This is a genomic window from Streptomyces sp. SD15 (assembly GCF_054462255.1).
This window is the reverse complement of the sequence record NZ_JBTLMO010000011.1, coordinates 44,111-65,664: the sequence shown is the minus strand read 5'-3', so window position 1 is coordinate 65,664 and position 21,554 is coordinate 44,111. Positions and strand designations below refer to the sequence as shown.

At 69.8% G+C, this 21,554-nt stretch carries 19 protein-coding genes, 2 tRNA genes and 1 pseudogene; 5 read left to right on the top strand and 17 right to left on the bottom strand.

The window, feature by feature from the left end; all coding sequences use genetic code 11:
- Window positions 1–223 precede the first annotated feature (223 nt).
- Window positions 224–3,112, bottom strand: a complete 2,889-nt coding sequence (gene leuS, locus ACX28W_RS13390; RefSeq protein WP_458999132.1) for a leucine--tRNA ligase — start codon at window positions 3,110–3,112, stop codon at window positions 224–226.
- Between the two features lie 416 nt (window positions 3,113–3,528).
- Here leuS and ACX28W_RS13385 point away from each other — a divergent pair, with 416 nt between their 5' ends.
- Together ACX28W_RS13385 and ACX28W_RS13380 are read left to right on the top strand one after the other, a co-directional pair.
- Window positions 3,529–4,848, top strand: coding sequence for a cytochrome b/b6 domain-containing protein (locus ACX28W_RS13385; protein ID WP_458999131.1), 1,320 nt, complete (start codon window positions 3,529–3,531; stop codon window positions 4,846–4,848).
- Window positions 4,845–6,458, top strand: a complete 1,614-nt coding sequence (locus ACX28W_RS13380) for an NADH-ubiquinone oxidoreductase-F iron-sulfur binding region domain-containing protein (protein WP_458999130.1) — start codon at window positions 4,845–4,847, stop codon at window positions 6,456–6,458. Before ACX28W_RS13385 ends, ACX28W_RS13380 begins: the two co-directional genes overlap by 4 nt.
- Before the next feature lie 50 nt (window positions 6,459–6,508).
- On the opposite strand, the gene ACX28W_RS13375 is transcribed toward ACX28W_RS13380, so the two are convergent.
- Window positions 6,509–6,581 (bottom strand) — tRNA-Ala (locus tag ACX28W_RS13375).
- Window positions 6,582–6,728: 147 nt separating this feature from the next.
- Here ACX28W_RS13375 and ACX28W_RS13370 point away from each other — a divergent pair.
- Window positions 6,729–7,955, top strand: a complete 1,227-nt coding sequence (locus tag ACX28W_RS13370) for a glycosyltransferase 87 family protein (protein WP_458999129.1) — start codon at window positions 6,729–6,731, stop codon at window positions 7,953–7,955.
- Here ACX28W_RS13370 and ACX28W_RS13365 read toward each other — a convergent pair.
- The 10 genes and pseudogenes from ACX28W_RS13365 to ACX28W_RS13320 form a co-directional block, all read right to left on the bottom strand.
- A complete protein-coding gene (locus ACX28W_RS13365) occupies window positions 7,934–8,167 on the bottom strand; it encodes a hypothetical protein (protein ID WP_010986886.1) in 234 nt (77 codons plus the stop codon). The genes ACX28W_RS13370 and ACX28W_RS13365 overlap by 22 nt on opposite strands.
- A gap of 3 nt (window positions 8,168–8,170) precedes the next feature.
- Complete coding sequence (locus tag ACX28W_RS13360) at window positions 8,171–8,344, bottom strand: hypothetical protein (protein ID WP_458999128.1); 174 nt, start codon at window positions 8,342–8,344, stop codon at window positions 8,171–8,173.
- A gap of 69 nt (window positions 8,345–8,413) precedes the next feature.
- Window positions 8,414–8,554: pseudogene (locus tag ACX28W_RS13355) on the bottom strand (MFS transporter); the annotation flags it as partial.
- A gap of 253 nt (window positions 8,555–8,807) precedes the next feature.
- A tRNA-Ala gene (locus tag ACX28W_RS13350) sits at window positions 8,808–8,880 on the bottom strand.
- A gap of 106 nt (window positions 8,881–8,986) precedes the next feature.
- On the bottom strand, window positions 8,987–9,658 hold the full coding sequence (locus ACX28W_RS13345) for a histidine phosphatase family protein (RefSeq protein ID WP_458999127.1): 672 nt from the start codon (window positions 9,656–9,658) through the stop codon (window positions 8,987–8,989).
- A complete protein-coding gene (gene rsfS, locus ACX28W_RS13340; RefSeq protein ID WP_458999126.1) occupies window positions 9,655–10,098 on the bottom strand; it encodes a ribosome silencing factor in 444 nt (147 codons plus the stop codon). The genes ACX28W_RS13345 and rsfS overlap by 4 nt, the downstream gene beginning before the upstream one ends.
- Window positions 10,099–10,233: 135 nt before the next feature.
- Complete coding sequence (locus tag ACX28W_RS13335) at window positions 10,234–12,063, bottom strand: LCP family protein (protein ID WP_458999125.1); 1,830 nt, start codon at window positions 12,061–12,063, stop codon at window positions 10,234–10,236.
- Between the two features lie 16 nt (window positions 12,064–12,079).
- On the bottom strand, window positions 12,080–12,862 hold the full coding sequence (nadD, locus tag ACX28W_RS13330) for a nicotinate-nucleotide adenylyltransferase (RefSeq protein ID WP_458999124.1): 783 nt from the start codon (window positions 12,860–12,862) through the stop codon (window positions 12,080–12,082).
- Between the two features lie 80 nt (window positions 12,863–12,942).
- Window positions 12,943–13,104 (bottom strand): hypothetical protein, encoded by a 162-nt coding sequence (locus tag ACX28W_RS13325; protein WP_458999123.1) that lies wholly within the window; start codon window positions 13,102–13,104, stop codon window positions 12,943–12,945.
- A 153-nt stretch (window positions 13,105–13,257) separates the two neighbouring features.
- Window positions 13,258–13,416 carry a hypothetical protein gene (locus ACX28W_RS13320; protein WP_458999122.1) on the bottom strand — a complete coding sequence of 53 codons (159 nt, stop codon included), beginning with the start codon at window positions 13,414–13,416 and terminating at the stop codon, window positions 13,258–13,260.
- 103 nt (window positions 13,417–13,519) lie between these two features.
- Here ACX28W_RS13320 and ACX28W_RS13315 point away from each other — a divergent pair, with 103 nt between their 5' ends.
- The gene (locus ACX28W_RS13315) at window positions 13,520–14,635 is read left to right on the top strand and encodes a M48 family metallopeptidase (protein ID WP_458999121.1); all 1,116 of its coding nucleotides are present in this window, start codon (window positions 13,520–13,522) and stop codon (window positions 14,633–14,635) included.
- 63 nt (window positions 14,636–14,698) lie between these two features.
- Here the strand turns inward: ACX28W_RS13315 and ACX28W_RS13310 are convergent, their stop codons facing one another.
- The 5 genes from ACX28W_RS13310 to proB form a co-directional block, all read right to left on the bottom strand.
- Entirely contained in the window at window positions 14,699–15,766 is a 1,068-nt protein-coding gene (locus ACX28W_RS13310) for an SCO2583 family membrane protein (protein ID WP_458999120.1), read from the bottom strand.
- 90 nt (window positions 15,767–15,856) lie between these two features.
- Window positions 15,857–16,492, bottom strand: a complete 636-nt coding sequence (locus ACX28W_RS13305) for an SCO2584 family spore wall biosynthesis protein (RefSeq protein ID WP_458999119.1) — start codon at window positions 16,490–16,492, stop codon at window positions 15,857–15,859.
- A gap of 88 nt (window positions 16,493–16,580) precedes the next feature.
- A complete protein-coding gene (locus tag ACX28W_RS13300; RefSeq protein WP_458999118.1) occupies window positions 16,581–17,867 on the bottom strand; it encodes a glutamate-5-semialdehyde dehydrogenase in 1,287 nt (428 codons plus the stop codon).
- Between the two features lie 155 nt (window positions 17,868–18,022).
- A complete protein-coding gene (locus ACX28W_RS13295; protein WP_458999245.1) occupies window positions 18,023–18,493 on the bottom strand; it encodes a hypothetical protein in 471 nt (156 codons plus the stop codon).
- A 277-nt stretch (window positions 18,494–18,770) separates the two neighbouring features.
- Window positions 18,771–19,877: a glutamate 5-kinase gene (proB, locus tag ACX28W_RS13290; protein WP_458999244.1), complete on the bottom strand. Its 1,107-nt coding sequence runs from the start codon at window positions 19,875–19,877 to the stop codon at window positions 18,771–18,773.
- A gap of 244 nt (window positions 19,878–20,121) precedes the next feature.
- Here proB and ACX28W_RS13285 point away from each other — a divergent pair, with 244 nt between their 5' ends.
- Window positions 20,122–21,534 (top strand): polysaccharide pyruvyl transferase family protein, encoded by a 1,413-nt coding sequence (locus tag ACX28W_RS13285; protein WP_458999117.1) that lies wholly within the window; start codon window positions 20,122–20,124, stop codon window positions 21,532–21,534.
- The last annotated feature ends 20 nt before the right edge of the window (window positions 21,535–21,554 follow it).

Genomic DNA, 21,554 nt, shown 5'->3' with positions numbered 1-21,554 from the left:
AACCCCGAACCTGCCCGTAGGGGACTACCCCGACGTCCCGCCCGAACCGGGCGAGGGCGCTCGGCCGCCCCACGCGATGAACGCCGGAACCACCCCACGCGACCTCCGCGGGAGCCACCCACCTGATCTTGGCCGGAGTGACCCCACTCGATCTTGGCCGGAGTGACCCACCCGATCTTCGCCGGAGTGACCCCACCGACTTGAGGGAGCCACCCCATCCGATCTACGCGGGAACGATGTTCACCAGCTTCGGCGCCCGCACGATCACCTTGCGGATGCCGGCGCCGTCCAGCGCGGCCACGACCTTCTCGTCGGCCAGCGCGATCTTCTCCAGCTCCGCGTCGGAGATCGACGGGGAAACCTCCAGCCGCGCCTTGACCTTGCCCTTGATCTGCACGACGCAGGTCACGGCCTCGTCCACGACGTACGCGGGGTCGGCCACGGGGAAGTCCTGGTGGACCACCGAGTCGGTGTGGCCCAGCTTGCGCCACAGCTCCTCGGCGATGTGCGGGGCCAGCGGCGCGACCAGCAGCACCAGAGCCTCGGCGACCGTGCGCGACACCTGGCCGCCCGCCTTGGTCAGGTGGTTGTTCAGCTCGGTGACCTTGGCGATGGCCGTGTTGAAGCGCAGGCCCTCCAGGTCCTGACGTACGCCGTCGATCGCCTTGTGCAGGGCCCGCAGAGTGTCCTCGTCGGCCTCGGCGTCGACCACCGTGACCTCGCCCGTGGTCTCGTCGACGACGTTGCGCCACAGCCGCTGCAGCAGCCGGTACTGGCCCACCACCGCGCGCGTGTCCCACGGACGCGACACATCCAGGGGACCCATCGCCATCTCGTACAGGCGCAGTGTGTCCGCGCCGTACTCGGCGCAGATCTCGTCCGGAGTGACCGCGTTCTTCAGGGACTTGCCCATCTTGCCCAGCAGTCGGGAGACCTTCTCGCCCTGGTGGTAGTACGCGCCGTCGCGCTCCTCCACCTCGGCGGCGGGCACCGCGATGCCACGGCTGTCGCGATAGACGTAGGCCTGGATCATGCCCTGGTTGAACAGCTTGTGGAACGGCTCGGGGGACGAGACATGGCCCAGGTCGAACAGGACCTTCGACCAGAAGCGCGCGTACAGCAGGTGCAGCACGGCGTGCTCGGCGCCGCCCACGTACAGGTCGACGCCACCGTGCGGCTGCCCCTCGCGCGGGCCCATCCAGTACTGCTCGATGGCCGGGTCGACCAGCTTCTGGTCGTTGTGCGGGTCCAGGTAGCGCAGCTCGTACCAGCACGAACCGGCCCAGTTGGGCATGGTGTTGGTCTCGCGGCGGTACTTCTGCGGGCCACGGCCGTCGCCCAGGTCCAGGGTGACGTTCACCCAGTCCTCGTTGCGGGACAGCGGCGTCTCCGGGGACGTGTTGGCGTCGTCCGGGTCGAAGGTGCGCGGCGAGTAGTCCTCGACCTCGGGCAGTTCCAGGGGCAGCATCGACTCGGGCAGCGGGTGCGCGACACCGTCCTCGTCGTAGACGATCGGGAAGGGCTCGCCCCAGTAGCGCTGGCGGCTGAACAGCCAGTCGCGCAGCCGGAAGTTGACGGTGCCTTCGCCGATGCCGGTCCGCGCCAGCCACTCGGTGATGCGCTCCTTGGCCTCGGTGACACCCAGCCCGTCCAGCGCGACGGCGTCACTGGAGGAGTTGACGATCTTCGCGTCGTACGAGGCGAAGGCGTCGTCCCACGTCGAGGTGTCGGTGCCCCTGTCGTCCGAGGGTTCGACGACACAGCGCATCGGCAGCTCGAAGGCGCGCGCGAAGGCGAAGTCGCGGGTGTCGTGCGCCGGGACGGCCATGATCGCGCCGGTGCCGTAGCCCATCAGCACGTAGTCGGCGATGAAGACCGGGATCTTCTCACCGCTGACCGGGTTGGTCGCGTACTCGCCGGTGAAGACGCCGGTCTTGTCCTTGGCCTCGGCCTGGCGCTCGACGTCCGACTTCGAGGCGGCCTGCGCGCGGTACGCGGCGACGGCCTCGGCCGGCGTGGCGTGGCCGCCCGTCCACACGTCGTGGGTGCCCTCGGGCCAGGCGTCCGGGACGAACTTGTCGACCAGCGGGTGCTCGGGCGCCAGCACCATGTAGGTGGCGCCGAACAGGGTGTCCTGGCGCGTGGTGAAGATCGTGATGGCTTCGCCGTCGATCGGGAAGTCGACGCGGGCGCCCTCGGAACGGCCGATCCAGTTGCGCTGCTGCAGCTTGATGGCCTCGGGCCAGTCCAGCGCCTCCAGGTCGTCCAGCAGGCGGTCCGCGTAGGCCGTGATGCGCATGTTCCACTGGCGCAGCTTGGCCTTGAAGACGGGGAAGTTGCCGCGCTCGGAGCGCCCGTCGGCCGTGACCTCCTCGTTGGCCAGTACGGTGCCCAGCCCGGGGCACCAGTTGACAGGCGCGTCGGAGGCGTACGCCAGCCGGTAGCCGCTCAGCACGTCGGCGCGTTCGGCGGCGGTCAGCTCGTTCCACGCGCGCGCGTGGCCGTCATCGCGCGGTACGGCGCGCTCGCCGCTCTCGAACTGAGCGATCAGCGCGGAGATCGGACGGGCCTTGTTCGCCTCGTCGTCGTACCAGGAGTTGAAGATCTGCAGGAAGATCCACTGGGTCCACTTGTAGTAGTCCGGGTCGATCGTGGCGAACGACCGGCGCTTGTCGTGGCCCAGGCCCAGCGCGCGCAGCTGGACCTTCATGTTCTCGATGTTGGCCTCGGTGGACACGCGCGGGTGGGTGCCCGTCTGCACGGCGTACTGCTCGGCGGGCAGGCCGAAGGCGTCGAAGCCCAGGGTGTGCAGGACGTTGTGGCCCGTCATGCGCTGGAACCGGGCGAATACGTCGGTGGCGATGTAGCCCAGCGGGTGGCCGACGTGCAGGCCCGCACCCGAGGGGTACGGGAACATGTCCATGATGAACTTCTTGGGCTTGGCGACCAGCGCGGGGTCGCCCGCCAGGTCACCACTCGGGTTCGGCGCCTCGTAGGTGCCCTCGGCGTCCCAGAAGTCCTGCCAGCGTGCCTCGATCTCCGCGGCCATCGCGGCCGTGTAGCGGTGCGGCGCTGCCACCTCGGAGGCGGCAGCGGGGTTCGTCTCGCTCATGATCCTCAAAGCTCCATCGATCGTCTCTGCCAGCGGCTTAGAAATGAAAAATCCCCTCGCACAGGAGGGGACGCCGCGCCGATTCCGACCACGAATCGTCAGTGGTCGGGACTCATCAGCGCGGCTCGCTAAGCAGAAGGCGTACGGCACGCATGGCGTCAGGGTACCGCAGCCGCCGCGCACGCCGCGACGAGCTTCCGGCCGCGCCGAAACACCGCGCGCCACCGTCGCGATCACGCCAAAAAAACTGAACAATATTCAAATGTTACTTCGCGTAACAGAATCTAAGGGACAACACGAGGCGCTCGCAGCCCGTTGATAACAACGCAATAACTCAAACCTGGTACCCATCGGTATGGCTCGACTTAGAGTGCGGCTTCGGGACCGCTTCCCCGAACCGTTGGGAGTAACCCCCCATGAACCCTCGTCGCAACACCGGCTCGCTACCCCGAGCGGGCCGCTCGGCCTACGGGGCGGCCACTGGTGCCGCCCTGCTCCTCATACCCATGGTCGTGCTCGTAGGAGGTGACAAAGTCCGTGACTTCCTCAACTTCGGCGCCGGCGTGCTGTCGCTGGTCGCCCTCTCCTGCTCCGTGATCTGGGGGCTGGTGGCGTCCGACCGGCTGTTCCTCGACACGCGCCAGCGGCTGATCGCCCAGGCGGTACACCGGACGACCGCGGTGTCCTCGGTCGCCTTCCTGCTGTTGCACATCTCGGTCAAGCTGGCGCTCGACCACACCACCGTGATCGCCGCGCTGATCCCCTTCAGCCTGGGCGTCACGGGGACCGCCGGGCTCATCGGCTTCGGCTCCCTGGCCGGACTGCTCATGATCTTCACGGCCGTCACCGGGGCGTTGCGCAGCGCCTTCGCGTCTCCGGCACCCGTCGCGGCGCGCTGGCGCGCGATGCACATGCTGGCGTACCCGGCCTGGTGCTCCGCGCTGGTCCACGGCCTTTACGCCGGACGCGAGGCAAAGCCGATCTTCGTGATCCTGTACAGCCTGTGCCTGGTCGCGGTCATGGCTGCCCTCGCGCTGCGCATCGCGCCCGCCCCCTTCAAGCGCACGGTCGCCGACCGGGTCCTGGCGATCCTCGGCGAAGGCAACGGCCTCGGCGCCAGCTCGGCCCGCGATGACCTGACGGCATCCCGTGCCGCCCTGGCGGACACCTCCCTGCCGGGCTTCGCCCCGCGCCCCGCTCCGCAGTCCGCGGGAGACTCGTTCGTACCCCCGCAGCGCACGCCGTCCCCGGAACAGTCGCTCTACCAGACCCCGGTCGACCCCGCTGCCGCCGCGGGCGCGGGCTCCGGCTTCGCGGCCGCCTACCGGGCCGTGTCGGGCACGCCCGGCGGGAATCCCACGGGCCCCGACCCGACGGAGCGCTTCCAGATGCCCATGGACATGCAGCCCACGGAGACGATGCCCCGCATGGACGGCGGCGGCAGTACGTCGGGCAGTTGGCCCATCCCCTCCCCGCCGCCCGTCGGCGAGGCGCCCCGCTCCGCGTACGACCCGCTCGCCGACACGGGATACAACATCCCTGTCTATGACAATTCGGCCGCCAATGGGTACGGCACGAGTGACGTGTACAACACCGGTGAGACGAACCCCGCCTACGGTACGTACAACCCCAACGACACGTACGACAGCGGTCCCACGACTGACGTACTGCCGGGCGCCTTCGACGCTCCTGGCTCCGGTGAACCATGGAATGCCCCTTCCGGAGGCTTTAAGTGAACGAGGCCCTGCCCGACGTCCCGGAGGTCCGCGTCGTCGGACTTCCGCAGCTCACGTCGGGTTTCGACCTGGTTGAACGACTCGATCTACCCATGCACCTCAAGGTGCATGGGCCGCTCGAACCGATGGGCGGCGAACAGCTCGCGGGCCTCGCCGAGGCGATCTCCCTGAAGGGCCGTGGCGGCGCGGGCTTCCCCTTCGGCAAGAAACTGCGCTCGGTCGCCGAGTCGGCCATCAAGAAGGGCATCCGCCCCGTGGTGGTCGTCAACGGAAGTGAGGACGAACCCGCCTGCCGCAAGGACACGGTGCTCATCAACCGTGCCCCGCATCTCATCCTGGACGGAGCCCTGCTGGCGGCCGAGGCCATGGGCGCGCGCACTCTGGTCATCGGGGTGACCCGCGAGTCGACCCAGCGGTCCATGGAGGCCGCCCTGGCCGAGCGCGGGCTGAGCGACCGGCGCGGATCGCCCCTCCGCGCGCGCGTGCAGCGCAATCCGGTGCGGATGGTGACCGGCGCGGCCGCCTCGCTCATCCGCTCCATCGACGGCGGCCCGGCCATCCCACCGGGCCGCAAGATCAGCGCCTCGCAGAGCGGCGTCGGCGGTGCGCCGACGCTGTTGTCGAACGCCGAGACGTACGCCCAGCTGGCCATCGCCGCCCGCATCGGCCCGGACCGCTACCGCAACACCGGCCTGTACGACGAGCCCGGCACCGTCATGCTCACCGTCTCCGGTGCGGTCGCCCGCCCCATGGTGATCGAGGTCCCGACCGGTGTACCGCTGCGGTACGTGCTCCAGCTCGCGGGCGCCCCGCCCATGCCGCAGGGCGTGCTGACCGGTGGCTACCACGGCAAGTGGCTGGACGGGGCGACGGTCAACGAGGCGATCGTCTCGCGCAACTCCCTGGACGCGGTGGGCGGCGCCCTCGGTGCCGGCGCGATTCTCCCGATCAGGCAGGAGACATGCCCGCTCGGCGAGTCGCTCCGGGTGGCGCAGTGGCTGGCCGAGGAGAGCGCGGGACAGTGCGGTCCCTGCTACCTCGGCCTGCCCGCCGCGGCGCGCGGCCTGGAGGACATCCTCAACGGCGGCGGCCCTGCCGCCCTGGAGGCCGTGAAGCAGGTCGCCAAGTCCGTCAAGCGGCGCGGCGCGTGCTCGCACCCCGACGGCTCCTCGATGTTCATCGAGTCGACCCTCAAGGCGTTCACGGACGACCTGGCCGCACATGTCCTCGGAAACGGCTGCGGAAGGCCCGTGGAGGGCGTTCTGCCGCTCTTCGAGGGCGGCCAGCTCCCCACGGGCATCCCGGGCGGCCAGGCGCAGGAGGAGGCCGGTCCCAGCCGCCAGAAGATCTACGTCGACTGGACCCTGTGCCGCGGGCACGGCCTGTGCGCGGACATCCTTCCGGAGGTCTTCGAGCTGGGCGCCGACGGCTTCCCGACCGTCGCGCAGGCGCAGGTGCCCCGGTACGCGGAAGCAAAGGCACTGCGGGCCGTACGCCGCTGCCCGGCGCTGGCCCTGCGTATCGAGGAGGAGTCCTCCGCCCCCTCGCGCAACAACCTGCCGGTCCTCTCCCAGCGGCGTGGCCGTCGGGCACTCGGCAGCGGCCGCTGAACACGACGAAGGCGGGCCACCCTGATCGGGTGGCCCGCCTTCAACTTCTGTGGAGCTAAGGAGAATTGAACTCCTGACCTCCTGCATGCCATGCAGGCGCTCTACCAACTGAGCTATAGCCCCTTGTGGCCACGCGGCGGAGCCGCATATTGACCGCGTCGCCCGGTCTCCCCGGCGGCGACGCCAACATTACACGGTCCTCCCGGTGCACCACCAAATCGATTCCGCGCTGTGCTGACATTACGGACATGGGGGATAGTGTCGGCTGCCGTGACCGTGATCGCGCTTCCCCGTGTCCGCCGCTGTGCGCCCATCGCCCTGGGAGCGTGCCTGTTGTCCTTCGCGGCCTTCTGGTGCGCGCAGCGGGCGGCACACGTGTCGATGATCGACCTGATGGTGTACCGGGCGGAGGGCGAGACGGTACGCACGGGCGGCGACCTCTACGCGCTGCGCACGACCGAGGCCCATCTGCCCACCACCTACCCGCCGTTCGCGGCGCTGCTGTTCACGCCGCTGACGCTGCTGGACACCGCGAGCATGCGGACGCTTGCGACGGCCGGAAATCTGGCCCTTCTTGTGGTGTTCGTGACCCTCTCGCTGCGCCTCGTCGGCCACACGCGCGTGGAGAGCGTCTGGTGGGCGTCGGCGGCGGCCGTGTGGTGCGAGCCGGTGTGGACGACGCTGCGGTACGGGCAGGTGAATCTGCTGCTCGCCGTGCTCGTGTTGTGGGACCTGACGCGGCAGCCCGGGCACCGCTGGGCCGGAGTGGGCATCGGGATCGCGGCGGCGATCAAGCTGACGCCGGCGCTCTTCGCGGTGTTCCTGCTGCTCACCGGTGTCGTGGAACACGCGCGGCGGCGCCATGGAGGAACCTGGCTGCGGCACGCGCGCGGGGCGGCCGTCGCGTTCGCCGCGGCAACGCTGGCGGCGGCCGTCGTCCTGCCGTACGACTCATGGCGCTTCTGGAGCCGCAAGGTCTTCGAGGCGGGCCGGGTCGGGCTCGTGGAGGACACCGCGAACCAATCGCTGCGCGGGGTGCTGGCCCGGCTGCTGCACACCACTCAGCCCGGCTTCTGGTGGATCGCCGTGGCGGCCGTGGTGGGGTCTGTGGGCCTCGCGGTCGCCGTGGCCGCGGAGCTGCGCGGGCGGCGGGCCTGGGCGGTGATCGCCTGCGCGGTGGCGGCGCTGCTGGTCAGTCCGGTGTCGTGGTCGCACCATTGGGTGTGGTGCGTGCCAATGGCGATGGTCCTCGGGACGCGCGGTCGAGCGGCCGCCGGCGGTACGGCGCTGGTCTTCTGCTCCTACGCGCTGTGGTGGGTGCCACACGGCCCGGGACGGCTCGAGTTGCACCAGAACGGCGTCGAGTTGACGCTGTCGGCCCTCTACGGAGGGGCCGGTTTCGCCGTCCTGGCCCTCGCCGCGGCCCGGGCCGGCATCGTCCGGCCGCGGACGGGTCGGGTCCGGCCGCGGCGGGCTCAAGCTGTCGCGAACGAATAGAACCGTTTGAGCGTGCAGTGTTCGTCGAGGAGCCGGCCGTAGATCGGCTCGCCCTCCAGCTCGCGGTACGTCTCGATCGGGTCGCCTTTTATGATCAGCGCCCGCGCGCATTCCTCGCACCAGTACTGATAGTCGTGATTGACCGGTTCCATGTCGCGGACGATCGGCGTGCCACTGCCGCACCAATCGCATTTCCGCCTGTGTGCACCCATCGATCAGCTCCAGCTGTGGCCGCAGGCCGTGCACACGTAGGAGATCCCGCCGTTGTCGCCGAGGACCTGGGCTACGTGGACGGATCCGCAGGAAGGGCAGTCGAGGAGGGTGGCTGTTCTCCGTTTCCGTGCCGCATCGAGGAGATCGTCGACCTCCTCGAGGATGCTCGCAGGCATCGCATCTCCCTCCCGTCGGGCCGCGCCCCCTTCCGGCCGTTTGATTCTGCCACGGCCGGAGCAATACGGTCAGCGACGCCTTCGTACCAGTCCGGACACGGCACCCGACGTGGCCGTCGCGGCCAGCGCATACGTGCACAAGAGGAGCGCGTCCGCAGAGGTATACGCCCCGGGAGCCCCAAGTGACTCAAGCCGGTTCAAGAAGAGTGTGACCGCACCGTGGCCACCGAGCACGAGCGGGACGGTGAACGGCGAGACGGCGGCGGCGACATCCTGGCCACCAACTCCCCTTACCGTGACCTGTTCTTCGTGCCGTAGACCATCGACATCGCTGTGCCCAACGCGCTGTGGCCACCGCCACCCTGCATGGGGCGCACAAAAAATCCCGCCCCCCTGAAGGGAACGGGATCCTTGTCACTCGTCTTCGACGACTCAAGAGAGACGACTCAAGAGAGACGATCTGTGGAGCTAAGGAGAATTGAACTCCTGACCTCCTGCATGCCATGCAGGCGCTCTACCAACTGAGCTATAGCCCCTTGCGTTCTTCCCGCCCGGCGGGGCGAACAAGAAGAACTTTAGCCTGCGACCAGCCGGAAAGTGAAATCCGGTCCCGCCGGGCCCGCGGGACCGGACAGGGGCCGCTCAGTCGTCGTCGCCGAGCACTGGCTCCGGCAGCGTGCCGGCATTGTGCTCGAGCAGCCGCCACCCTCGCGCGCCCTCTCCGAGGACGGACCAGCAGCAGTTGGAGAGGCCGCCGAGGCTCTCCCAGTGCTGGGACTCCAGGCCGAGCAGACGCCCGATGGTCGTGCGGATCGTGCCGCCGTGGCTGACCACCACGAGGGTGCCGTCGTCGGGGAGCTTGTCGGCGTGCCGCAGCACCACCGGGGCGGCGCGGTCGGCGACCTCGGACTCCAGTTCGCCACCGCCGCGGCGCACCGGCTCACCGCGCTTCCAGGCGGCGTACTCGTCGCCGTAGCGGGTGATGATCTCCTCGTGCGTCAGCCCCTGCCAGACGCCCGCGTAGGTCTCGCGCAGGCCGTCGTCGTGCGTGACGTCGAGATCGGTGAGCGCGGACAGCTCGGCGGCCGTGCCGGCCGCACGCCGGAGGTCCGAGGCGACGATCGCGTTCGGCTTCAGCGAGGCGAGCAGCCGGGCGGCGCGGCGGGCCTGGCCGACGCCGGTCTCGGTGAGCTCGACGTCCGTGGTGCCCTGGAAGCGGCGCTCCACGTTCCAGGAGGTCTGGCCGTGCCTCCAGAGGATGACGCGGCGGCCCCGGCCCGGCTTCTGCTCGGCCGCCGCCCCCGCCGCGGTCACCGCAGTTCCTCGAGTTCGGCGGAGTCCTCCTCGGCCTGCAGCTTGGCGTGCTCGGCGGCCTTGCCGCGGGTGGCCTTGGCGTCGGCGGGCAGGTCCAGCTCCGGGCAGTCCTTCCACAGCCGCTCCAGGGCGTAGAAGACGCGCTCCTCGCTGTGCTGCACGTGCACCACGATGTCGACGTAGTCGAGCAGCACCCAGCGGGCCTCGCGGTCGCCCTCGCGGCGCACCGGCTTGACGCCGAGCTCTTTGCTCAGCCGCTCCTCGATCTCGTCGACGATCGACTTGACCTGGCGGTCGTTGGGGGCGGACGCCAGCAGGAAGGCGTCGGTGATCGAGAGAACGTCGCTGACGTCGTAGGAGATGATGTCGTGCGCGAGCTTGTCGGCGGCCGCCTGCGCGGCGGTCTTGATGAGCTCGATGGAGCGGTCCGTGGCGGTCACTACGCGGCTTTCCGTCGGCGGTCAGTTATGACACAAGGGTCTCACGGACCGCCGACGACACCCCACGCGTTTCTCCGACCACGCCCCGGGGTGCGGTCGGGACGTGACGGCTGTCACCTCCCGACCATCACTGGATCACCCGGTGGAAGTGCTCACCTTGTAGTCCTGGCCGAGGACCACGGACACGTCCGCGTTGGAGGTGTCCTTGCCCTTCTTCACGGTGCTGGTCGGTAGACCCAGGGTTTTCGCGACCTCGACGGCGTCGTCCTTCTCGGCGGCGTCGGTGTACGTGATCTGGGACACGCTCTGGGCGGTCGCGGCCGTGCCGGAGTCCAGGAAGGTGTAGCCGCCATTGACCAGGACGACACGGGCCTTCTCGGTGGCGTCCTTGTTGCCGGTGGCGTTCTTGATGCCGACGCGGACGGCGGCGTCGGCGTCGGGACTCGTCGCGGTACCGCCGAGCACCTCCTTGACCACGCTGTCGGTGGCGCTCTCGCTCAGAGTGCCGTCCTGCTGCACGGGCAGCAGCGCCGTCTTGTAGTCGCCGCCCTTGGCGAGGTCGGCGAGCTTGGCGAGGAAGGCGCCGAGGTCCTGGTCGGTCAGCGACGGGTCGAGGATCTGCGCCAGGGTCTGCACGGTGGTGGTCGCGGCCTCCTTGTCGGAGGACAGCTTGCGCAGCACGCCCTGCATGACCTGTCCGAACCGCTCCAACTGCGCGTTCTGGGACTCGCCGGAGGCCCGGTAGGTGGCATAGGCGACGGCCATCTTGCCGCTGAGGGTCTGGTTCTCGCCCTTCTTCACGAGGGGCGACTCGCCCTTCTCCTTGGAATCGGGGTCCGGCACAGCGGTGTTGGTGGTGATGTCGATGTTGCCGACGAGTTCGACGAGGTTGTTGAGGTACGGGGTGTCGAGGCGCCAGGTGCCCTGGACTTCGGTCCCGAGGACCGTGTCGATCGCGTCCCGAGTCCCGGAGGAGCCGTCGTCGTCGACGGACTTGGCGAGCGTGGTCGTCGAGCCGTTGGCGTCCGTCAGGGCAAGGGAGTTGGGCAGCAGGACCGTGGTGCCCTGCTTGGTGGTGGTGTTGTCGACGAGCAGCGCCGTGGCGGTGTCGCCGCCCTTCGTGTTGTGCAGGTGGACGACGATCACGTCACGCTTCTGGGCGCCTGTGGCCGTCGTCGCCGCGGACTCGCCCTCCGAGGACGTGCCGGGCAGCTTGCCCGCGTACCAGAGGTAGCCGACGCCGCCGACCGCGACCAGGGCGAACACCACGACCAGGGCGACGATCCTGCTGCGGGCGCGGCGCTTGGCCTCCTCACGGCGCTCGGTGCGGTTCTCGGTGAAGTTCAGCCAGTCGATGACGTCTTCGGGTTCGCCTTCCTGCTCCTCGACGAAGGCGAACTGCTCGGTGCGGTAGTCCCGGTCGGCCCGGGGCTCGCTCTCCTCCGCGGGACGCGCCTGCTGCGGGATGTAGGCGGTCTGTTCAGCGACCCGCGGCTGCTGCCCGGTGCTCGTGCTCCCGGGGCCGGCCGCGCCCGGGGTCTGTCCGCCCCACCCCGCCCGGCCGGTCTGCCCGACCTGCCCTGTCCGGCCGGTCTGCGCCGTCTGCCCGTAGGGGTCGTACGCGGTCGCCGTCCCGGCGGCTCCGGGTGCTCCGTTGCCGTACGGGTCGTAGGGGTCGTGCTCGGGGACAGCTGTTTGCCGGCCGGTGTCGTAGGACGACACGGGCTGCTGCTGACCGGTGTCATAGGACGACACGGGCTGCTGCTGACCGGTGTCATAGGTCGCGCCGGCCGCGTACGGGTCGTAGCCGTAGCCCTGATGCTGCTGTGGGGGCTGCGCATAGGGGTCGTAGCCCTGCTGGGGCTGTTGGGGCGGCGCCTGCCGGTACACAGGCTGCCCGAACTCGTCGTAGCCGACGAGCTCGTACTGGTCGCCGCCCGCGTATCCGTCGTATCGGTCGTTCACCGGTGCCCCTCTCGGCTCATGCGCCGCGGTACAGCTCGCGCTTGTCGATATAGCGCACAACACCGTCCGGCACCAGGTACCAGACGGGATCACCCTTGGCGACTCTCGCACGGCAGTCTGTGGAGGAGATGGCGAGCGCGGGAACCTCGACGAGCGAGACGCCGCCCTCGGGCAGCCCCGGGTCGGTCAGGGTGTGGCCGGGCCGGGTGACCCCGATGAAGTGCGCAAGGGAGAACAGCTCTTCCGCGTACCGCCAGGTGAGGATCTGGCCGAGCGCGTCGGCGCCCGTGATGAAGAAGAGGTCGGCGTCGGGGTTGAGCGCGCGCAGATCGCGCAAAGTGTCCGTGGTGTAGGTCGGGCCACCGCGGTCGATGTCGATGCGGCTCACCGAGAACTGCGGGTTCTCGGCGGTGGCGATGACCGTCATCAGATAGCGGTCCTCGGCCGGGGAGACCTTGCGGTCGCTCTTCTGCCACGGCTGCCCGGTCGGTACGAACACCACCTCGTCGAGGTGGAACTGGGCGGCGACCTCGCTGGCCGCCACGAGGTGCCCGTGGTGGATCGGGTCGAACGTTCCGCCCATGACGCCGAGGCGGCGCTTGCCCGGATTCGAGGGGCCGCTTCCGGGGCCGGTCGACAGACGGCTCGCCGCGCCGCTCACTGTGTTGCCCGGCGCGCCGGTCCCTATGCCGCCGAGCGCGCCGCTCGTCGTGTTGTCGGGCGCGCCGCCCTCGGCGGCGCCGTCGGCGCCGCTCTCCGTGTCACTCGCCGGACCGGTAGGCATGTCCTGCTCTCCCATGCGTGCAGACCCTACCGGCCCGGTCGACGGGCTCTGCCGGACAGGGGTCCCTCGGGACGGCTCGGGGCGGCCGAAAATACTCAGCGGTCGCGGTTGAAGCGGGTGGTGATCCACAGCAGCAGAAGCAGGATGAAGAAGGCGCCACCACCGGTCAGGTACGGGCTGAGGCTCTCGTGGTTGCCGCCTTCCTCGCCTTCGGCGGCAAGGGCGACCAACTGTGCGGCGGTGCTGTGCAAGCTCATCTCGGCAGGACCTATCCGGTGTGGGCGGGATAAAGATGTCGGCTCATCGTAAGCGGGTGCCTCGGCCGCGATCACGCCGACTCCGCCGTTGGGGACGCCGGTGGCCGTGTACGCCGCTCAGGGGCGCGCCGCTGCACGGCGACGGAGGGAGTCTCAGTCGTCGCGCTTGTACCCGCGCAGCAGGAACCAGGCGGTCAGGACCACCCCGACGACCATCACGATCAGCACGACACGCAGCAGATTGCCCGGGCCCTGCTTGTCTGCCGCGCTCGCGGCCTCGGTGAGCCAGGCGGCTGCGGGGATGTGCTCCATGGCGTACGACTCCTTCTCTGTACTGCCCGTCCACGGTATCTCCGCCTAGGCTGGACCGTGCCTTGGGGGCACATAGGGCACTCAGACGCACATGGGGGAAGACATGTCCGACGGCGACCACGAGCAGAACGGGCACGAGAACGTGCCGAGCAGGCAGCGCAGGCGCTTCGAGGGGATCTCCTCGCGGGCGTACGAACATCCGGCGGACCGCTCGGCCCTGGTGGCCCTGCGCAGGCTCAGCGGCTTCGACACGGTCTTCAAGGCGCTCAGCGGGCTGCTGCCCGAGCGCAGCCTGCGGCTGCTGTTCCTGTCCGACTCGGTGCGCGTCTCGGACGCCCAGTTCGCGCACCTCAATGCCATGCTGCGGGACGCCTGTTACATCCTGGACCTGGAGAAGGTCCCGCCGATGTACGTCACCCAGGACCCGCAGCCGAACGCGATGTGCATCGGCCTGGACGAGCCGATCATCGTCGTGACGACCGGACTGGTCGAACTGCTGGACGAGGAGGAGATGCGGGCCGTCGTCGGGCACGAGGTCGGCCACGCGCTGTCCGGCCACTCCGTCTACCGCACGATCCTGCTCTTCCTGACCAACCTGGCGCTCCGGGTGGCCTGGATCCCGCTGGGCAACCTCGCGATCATGGCGATCGTGACCGCGCTGCGCGAGTGGTTCCGCAAGTCGGAGCTGTCGGCCGACCGGGCGGGGCTCCTTGTCGGGCAGGATCTGAAGGCCTCGATGCGCGGCCTGATGAAGCTCGCGGGAGGCAACCACCTGCACGAGATGAACGTGGACGCGTTCCTCGCGCAGGCCGAGGAGTACGAGGCCGGGGGCGACCTGCGCGACTCCGTGCTCAAGATCCTCAATACCCTCCCCCGCACGCACCCCTTCACCACCGTGCGCGCCGCCGAGCTGAAGAAGTGGGCCGAGTCCCGCGACTACCAGCGGATCATGGACGGTCACTACCCGCGGCGCAGCGAGGACAAGGACACCTCGGTCTCGGACTCCTTCCGGCAGTCGGCGAGCAGCTATGCCACGGAGGTGAAGAACTCCAAAGACCCGCTGATGAAGCTGGTCAGCGACATCGCGGGCGGTGCGGGCGACCTCGGCGACCGGGTACGGCGCGGCTTCGGCGGCTTCGCGAGCGGCAGCTCGCCGAACGACCAGGCCTCACCGAAGGACCAGCCGCCCAGGGACAGCGCCCCCGGAGACGAGAGCTGACGGTCGGCGCCGCAAGGGCAGCGGGCGGTAGGAACAGGGCGGCGGGCGGTAGAAAACCGCCGGTCACAGCTTCGGCTGCGCGCTCGTCGCCAGCGCCCCGCACAGCGCCGTCGCGCTGCCTGTCGCGTAGGGGTCGGTGCCGGCCGGGCCGCCCGCCTTCGCCGTCTGTCCCGCGAGCAGCGGACGCAGCCGGCTGACCGAGTCGTCGGCGCAGGCGAGCGGCCCGGCCTGGGCGTAGGAGACGACCAGCTCGGCCTGGTGCAGCCGTAGGTCGTCGCGGTCGAAGCGGAAGTGCAGCTCGCGCCGGACGGTGAACAGCGAGGCCTCCGCCTTCGCGTCCGAGCCCGCCGGCTTCAGCGCGTACACAAAGGTGTGGTCGGCGACGACCTCGAGGGTGTTCGAGTCGAATTCGGCGGCCCGCAGGGTGCCCTGCACCCGGATCCCGGGTTCGGCGAGCTCGGTGCGGGACGGATCGAAGCGGACCAGCCAGCCGGTCGGGGCGTGCCTTCCGTCGGCGGCCGGATGATCGAAGCTCTGGTCGAACTGTTCGAGCTGCTGCGGGTCGAGCAGGACCCGTACCGGCCGGTTGGTGCCGCCCGTGAGTACCTCCGGGTCGAGGGAGGACTTCACGAGGTAGTCCTTGGCGGTGGTCAGGGCGGTGACGACCTGGCTGTCGGAGAAGTGCGCGGTGCGCCGGGAGGCGGGCAGCGCGATGCCCTCGGCGCCGACGCCGAACTGTGCGGCGGGACTGTGCGTGTACAGCTCGTCGACGTTGGCGGACCCCGGCACGGCGGTCCGGGGCGCGAGGGGTATGACCGTCATCCGGACCGGCTCGGGGGGCTGGGCGGCAGGGGTCTGGTACGGGTGTCGTACGCCCATGTAGATCGCGGTGCCGAAGGCGATGGCGATCAGCAGGACCAGGATCAGCGCCTGCCGGGACAGCCCGCGCTGCAGGGCGGGACGGCGCCGTACGGCCGGGGCGTGGTCGGCCATGCGCTCCCGCGCGGAGAACTCCTGGAGGCGGGCAGCACGGACGAACGACTCGTCGAAGACGACGGATCGGTACTCGTCCTCTCCACCAGCGGGAGCGCCCTCGGGTGTCCCCTCCGGTGGGTCTCCAGGCCGGCCCATACCTTCAGAGTAGGTCTCCCGGAGCTCCGGTAAACGCCCTGGTACACGACAAGTTCTGACAGGTTCTCACCAGGATCGACCCCGGGTTCGTCAGGGTGTTCGAGGGACCGCCGACACCGCTGGCTGGGAGTAGTCGGCCGAAGCGGAGGGGCCCGTGCCGGTGACTTCGTCCTGACCTTGTTCAAGCCCTGTGGAGGCGGGTGGCGGGACCTGGTCCTGGCGGCCCGAGGACGCGCCTCGGTAGACCGCCGTGAAGGCCAGGGCGACCATGCCGATGCCCATCACGAGGGCGAGCACCCAGGCGACGGGGCGGTGCCAGCGGGCCTGTTTTCCGTAGGCCCTGCCGTACCTGCCGCCGTACCTGCCATACGATTCCAGCGCTCCGTAGCGGCCTTCCAGGACTTCGGTGTCGTCCAGATCGTCCGCATCCGGGTCGTGGTCGAAATCGCCACGGCCGTCGGGCCCGAACCCGTCCTCATAGCGCTCGTCGTCGCCGCGGGCGCCCCGGGGGCGCGCTCTGCGCGCCTCGGCTTCGGATGCCTCTGCACGGGCCTCGGCGGCGGCGAGCAGGCGCTCCACGGCGGTCGGCTCATGGATCACCGCCGCCCGTACGAAATCCTCGTCGAAGACCACGGAGGCGAACTCTTCGTCCGCGCCCCCGCGGTCGTGGTCGTCGTCGGGCTCCCAGCCGTCAGGGAACGGCGTGCCCCCCACGTCCTCCGGCACGGATCCAGAGTAGACCTGGGGGGTCATTTTGGGCAGACGGTATGGAAATTCATCCACCTGACGAGACGCGTCTCACGCGCTCCGCACGTCAGCGCCGGATGTGCCCGTCCCCGGTGACGATGTACTTCGTGCTCGTCAGCTCCGGCAGCCCCATGGGCCCCCGGGCGTGCAGCTTCTGCGTGGAGATGCCGATCTCGGCGCCGAAGCCGAACTGGCCGCCGTCGGTGAACCGGGTCGACGCGTTCACGGCGACCGTGGTGGAGTCCACCAACTGGGTGAAGCGGCGGGCGGCCTGCTGCGAGGTGGTGACGATGGCCTCGGTGTGACCGGAGGTCCACAGCCGGATGTGCTCGACGGCCTTGTCGAGCGAGTCGACGACGGCGGCGGCGATGTCGTACGAGAGGTACTCCGTCTCCCAGTCCTCGGGCGTGGCCTCGACGACGGTGGCCTTGGAGTCCTTGGCGTAGGCGAGGACGCGCTCGTCGGCGTGCACGGTGACCCCGGCGTCCGCGAGGGCCTCCAGGGCGCGCGGCAGGAACTCGGGGGCGATGGCCTGGTGCACGAGGAGCGTCTCGGCGGCATTGCAGACGCTGGGCCGCTGGGCCTTGGAGTTGATCAGGATGTCGATCGCCATGTCGAGGTCGGCGTTCGCGTCGACGTACACGTGGCAGTTGCCGGTGCCGGTCTCGATGACCGGGACGGTGGACTCCTGGACGACCGTACGGATCAGTGAGGCGCCGCCACGCGGGATGAGGACGTCGACCAGGCCGCGGGCCCGCATCAGCTCGCGTACGGACTCCCGGCTCTCGCCGGGCACGAGCTGGATGGCGTCGGCGGGCAGCCCCGCCCCGCCCACGGCGTCGCGCAGGACGCGGACCAGCGCGGTGTTCGACTCGAAGGCCGAGGACGAGCCGCGCAGCAGCACGGCGTTGCCGGACTTCAGGCAGAGGGCGGCCGCGTCGACCGTGACGTTCGGGCGGGCCTCGTAGATGATCCCGACGACGCCGAGCGGGACACGGACCTGGCGCAGGTCGATGCCGTTGGGAAGGGTCGAGCCGCGGACGACCTCGCCGACCGGGTCGGGCAGGGAGACGACGTCACGGACGTCCGAGGCGATCGCACGCACCCGCTCGGGCGTGAGCGTGAGCCGGTCGATGACGGTCTCGCTGGTGCCGGCCTCGCGGGCGCGCGCGATGTCCTTGGCGTTGGCCGCGACGATTTCGCTCGTACGGACCTCCAGCGCGTCCGCGATCGCCAGCAGCGCGTCGTCCTTCTCGGCCCGCGGCAGCGGCGCGAGGTCGGCGGCGGCGGACTTCGCGCGGTAGGCGGCCTGGGTGACCGGGGACATCGAGTCGTACGGCGAGAGCGTGGTCATGTCGGCAGCGTAATGCTCCGAACGGGTCCGTCCACCCGCTGTCCCAAACTCCAAGACAGCACCCTTTTGCGCCTAAACCGGCGCCGCTCTCGCGGACCTGGTTGCTCGCCGTAGGGGTTCCTCAATCAATGGTGACGGTGTGTGGTCGTCAAAAATCAAAAGGGATGTACGCCTACGGGAGTCGCCGGCAGCGGTCCGTAGCCCTCCGCGATCCGCTGGTGGTAGGTCCCGCGGTCGATGACCTCCAGGCCGACGATCTCCCAGGGCGGGAGCTTGGCGGTCTGTCGGTGCTCACCCCACAGGCGCAGCGCGACGGCCGCGGCGTCGTGCAGGTCACGGGCCTCTTCCCAGTAGCGGATCTCCGCGTGATCGTTGGCGTACCGGCTGGTCAGCAGGAAGGGGTGGTCGTGGGCCAGCTGTTCGAGGGCACGCCGGACCTCCTTCAGCGGGGCCTCGTCACCCGAGACGCTGAGCGTGACGTGCCACAGCCGGGGCTGCTCCACCGGCTCCCCGCCCTCGTAGGTGTCGCCGGCCGCGACGCTGGTCAGGGCCCGTTCCTCGCCCGCTCGAGCGGAGCCGAGGGTGGGGGAGGCACCACCGCGGGACGCCGCCGCCCCAGGGCGCACTCGTCTCACGACGGCCTCCTTTTCGCAATGGTCGTACGGAATCTCGGGGTCTCCCTGCAACAAAGTTGAGCAGGTGGTGAGCCTCCGCGTGGCGGTTTTACGGAACGTCCCCCGGCGGGGGCAGGGGAATCGGCCGTTTACGGGCGCAGCGGACAGCTCCAGGGGGCTGCGAGCGCCCCCGGGCCGACAGCGGCCTCGGGAGCAGCCCGGCGGTGGTCTCCGGAACAGCCCGGCAAGGCTCCCCGGAACAGCCTGCCCGTGGTCTCCGGCAGTGGCCTTATGGATGCAGGATCACGAGGTCGTCCCGGTGGATGACCTCGCGTTCGTACGCGGGGCCCAGCTCGCGGGCCAGCTCGCGGGTCGAGCGGCCGATGAGCTGCGGGATCTCCTTGGCGTCGAAGTTCACCAGGCCCCGCGCGACCGCCCGGCCGGCGCTGTCGCGCAGTTCCACGGGGTCGCCCGCGGTGAAGTCGCCCTCGACGGCCGCGATGCCCGCCGGCAGCAGCGACGTGCGCCGGTCGACGACCGCGCGCACGGCCCCGTCGTCCAGCGTGAGCGCGCCCTGCGGCGTCGAGGCGTGCTGCAGCCACAGCAGCCGGTCGGCCGAGCGCTTGCCGGTGGGGTGGAAGTACGTGCCCGTGTCCCTGCCCCCGAGGGCGTCGTCGGCGTGGACGGCGCTGGTCAGCACGACGGGAATGCCGGCCGCGGCGGCGATCCGGGCCGCCTCGACCTTGGTGACCATGCCGCCGGTGCCGACGCCGGCCTTGCCCGCGCTGCCGATGTCGATGCCGTCGAGATCGGCGGGCGCTTGCACTTCCGCTATCCGCGAGGTACCGGGCCTGCCGGGGTCGCCGTCGTACACGCCGTCCACGTCGGAGAGGAGGACCAGCAGGTCGGCGCGTACGAGATGGGCTACGAGCGCGGCGAGACGGTCGTTGTCGCCGAAGCGGATCTCGTCCGTGGCGACCGTGTCGTTCTCGTTGACGACCGGCAGGGCGCCCATCGCGAGGAGCTTGTCGAGGGTGCGGGAGGCATTGCGGTGATGGGCGCGGCGGCTGGTGTCGTCGGAGGTGAGGAGTACCTGTCCGACGCGGATGCCGTAGCGGGCGAAGGAGGCGGTGTAGCGGGCGACCAGGAGGCCCTGGCCGACGCTCGCGGCGGCCTGCTGCCGGGCGAGGTCCTTGGGGCGGCGGCGCAGCCCGAGGGGGGCGAGCCCGGCCGCGATGGCACCGGAGGAGACGAGGACGATCTCTCTCTCGCCACCGCTGCGGTGCTTGGCCAGGCCGTCGACGAGGGCATCGACGCGGTCCGCGTCCAGGCCGCCCGCGGCCGTGGTCAGTGACGAGGAACCCACCTTGACGACGATCCTGTGGGCCTGCGCCACAGCCCGCCGTGCCTCTGCCGCCTGCCCTGCCACCTGCGGTGTGTCCCCTCGCGTCGGTCCGGCTGTCCCGCCCGGCAATCTACGCGAAGGAGGCGGCACGACGCCCGTCGGTCCAGCAGGCGGACGCCTCCACGTAACCGCTCGCTCACGTCTTGCGCATGCCGGAAAGGTTGTACAGGTTCCTCATATGAAATAAAGAGCATGCAAATATAAGTTGAACGCCGTGGCATCTATTGTTCATCCCGTGAAGCGCATACTCCTGAGATCAGGGAAAAGCCCGTACGACGTCGTCCCTGTGGAGCAGGCTCTCCACCAGGACGTCATCGCCACCAACGCCGGCAACCTGATCTTCAGCGACGCCGCGCACAAGATTCTCGAGACGCCGACCACCGAGGTCGTGTCGAACGGCATCCGCACCGACGTCTCCGCCGCGGGCCGGATCAACGAGGAGTTCGACGCCTTCGTCATTCCGCTGGCCAACGCGTTCCGGCCGTCGTTCGAGCCCCAGCTCAGGCGGCTGACCCAGCTCATCAGCAAGTTGAAGATCCCCGTGATCGTGCCGGGGGTCGGCGCGCAGACCGGACTGGACTACAACCCGGCGCGGCTGAAGCCCATGGAGCCGGCCGTCCGGGAGTTCGTCGGCGCGGTGCTGGAGCGCAGCGCGTCCATCGGCGTGCGCGGCGAGTTCACCGAGCGGTACCTGAAGGACATGGGCTTCAGCGATGTCGAGGTCATCGGCTGCCCGTCGATGTTCATGTACGGCAAGGATCTCGACGTCCGCAAGCGGGTGGACGCGCTCGGCCCCGAGTCCCGGATCGCGATCAACGGGTCGCACAGCGCGGTGAAGTCCCAGGGTCTCGACCGGGTCATCCGCCGAACGCACGCCCGCTACCCGCACCTGCGCTTCATCGGCCAGAACCTCAGTGACGCCCGTCAGCTGCACTGGCGCGACCTGTCGGATCCGAACGGTTCCGTCACCGCGATGCCCACGCACCCGGACCACCCGATGTACGGCGAGGACAAGGTCCGCGTCTACATCGACCCCCTCACCTGGATCGACGACCTGCGGGACTTCGACTTCTCCTTCGGTTCCCGCATCCACGGCAACATCGCGGCGCTGCTGGCGGGTACGCCCGCGACCGTGCTGTGTGCCGACTCGCGCACCCTGGAGCTGTGCCGCTACTTCGGCATCCCGCACCGCACCATCAACTCACTGCCCGAGGATCTCGATCCGGCCGAGCTGTTCGCGGACGCGGACTTCGGCGCGCTGACGGGCGGTCACCAGGAGCGCTTCGAACGCTTCACCGGGTTCCTGGACCGCAACGGCCTGCAGAACACGTTCACGCACGGGGACGGGGGCGCCGCCCACGAGGCGCGCCTCCGCTCGCTCACCTTCCCGGCCGGCGTCCGCCCGTGGAACGATGCCGATGTCGCCGCGCTCACCACTCGGTTCGGCTGGCTCCAGACCCGTATCACCGAACTGTCCACGGACAACGCGAAGTTGAAGCGCGAGCTCGATCGGGCCCGGAAGTCCGCGAAGTCCGCAAAGGCGGCGAAGCCCGCGGTGACGGCCGTGCCGCCGCGTTCCGTCTACCGCATGGCACGCCGCGTGGTGGGACGCCCGCTGCGCAAGGCACTGCAGTCGGGGCGCCAGTAGCACCATCCCATCAGCGTGTG

Coding starts and splice junctions, on each gene's coding strand:
- leuS (WP_458999132.1), bottom strand. CDS start 3,112: ATGAGCGAGACGAACCCCGCTGCCGCCTCCGAGGTGGCAGCGCCGCAC.
- ACX28W_RS13385 (WP_458999131.1), top strand. CDS start 3,529: ATGAACCCTCGTCGCAACACCGGCTCGCTACCCCGAGCGGGCCGCTCG.
- ACX28W_RS13365 (WP_010986886.1), bottom strand. CDS start 8,167: ATGGGTGCACACAGGCGGAAATGCGATTGGTGCGGCAGTGGCACGCCG.
- ACX28W_RS13360 (WP_458999128.1), bottom strand. CDS start 8,344: ATGCCTGCGAGCATCCTCGAGGAGGTCGACGATCTCCTCGATGCGGCA.
- nadD (WP_458999124.1), bottom strand. CDS start 12,862: ATGGGAGAGCAGGACATGCCTACCGGTCCGGCGAGTGACACGGAGAGC.
- ACX28W_RS13325 (WP_458999123.1), bottom strand. CDS start 13,104: ATGAGCTTGCACAGCACCGCCGCACAGTTGGTCGCCCTTGCCGCCGAA.
- ACX28W_RS13320 (WP_458999122.1), bottom strand. CDS start 13,416: ATGGAGCACATCCCCGCAGCCGCCTGGCTCACCGAGGCCGCGAGCGCG.
- ACX28W_RS13315 (WP_458999121.1), top strand. CDS start 13,520: ATGTCCGACGGCGACCACGAGCAGAACGGGCACGAGAACGTGCCGAGC.
- ACX28W_RS13310 (WP_458999120.1), bottom strand. CDS start 15,766: ATGGGCCGGCCTGGAGACCCACCGGAGGGGACACCCGAGGGCGCTCCC.
- ACX28W_RS13300 (WP_458999118.1), bottom strand. CDS start 17,867: ATGACCACGCTCTCGCCGTACGACTCGATGTCCCCGGTCACCCAGGCC.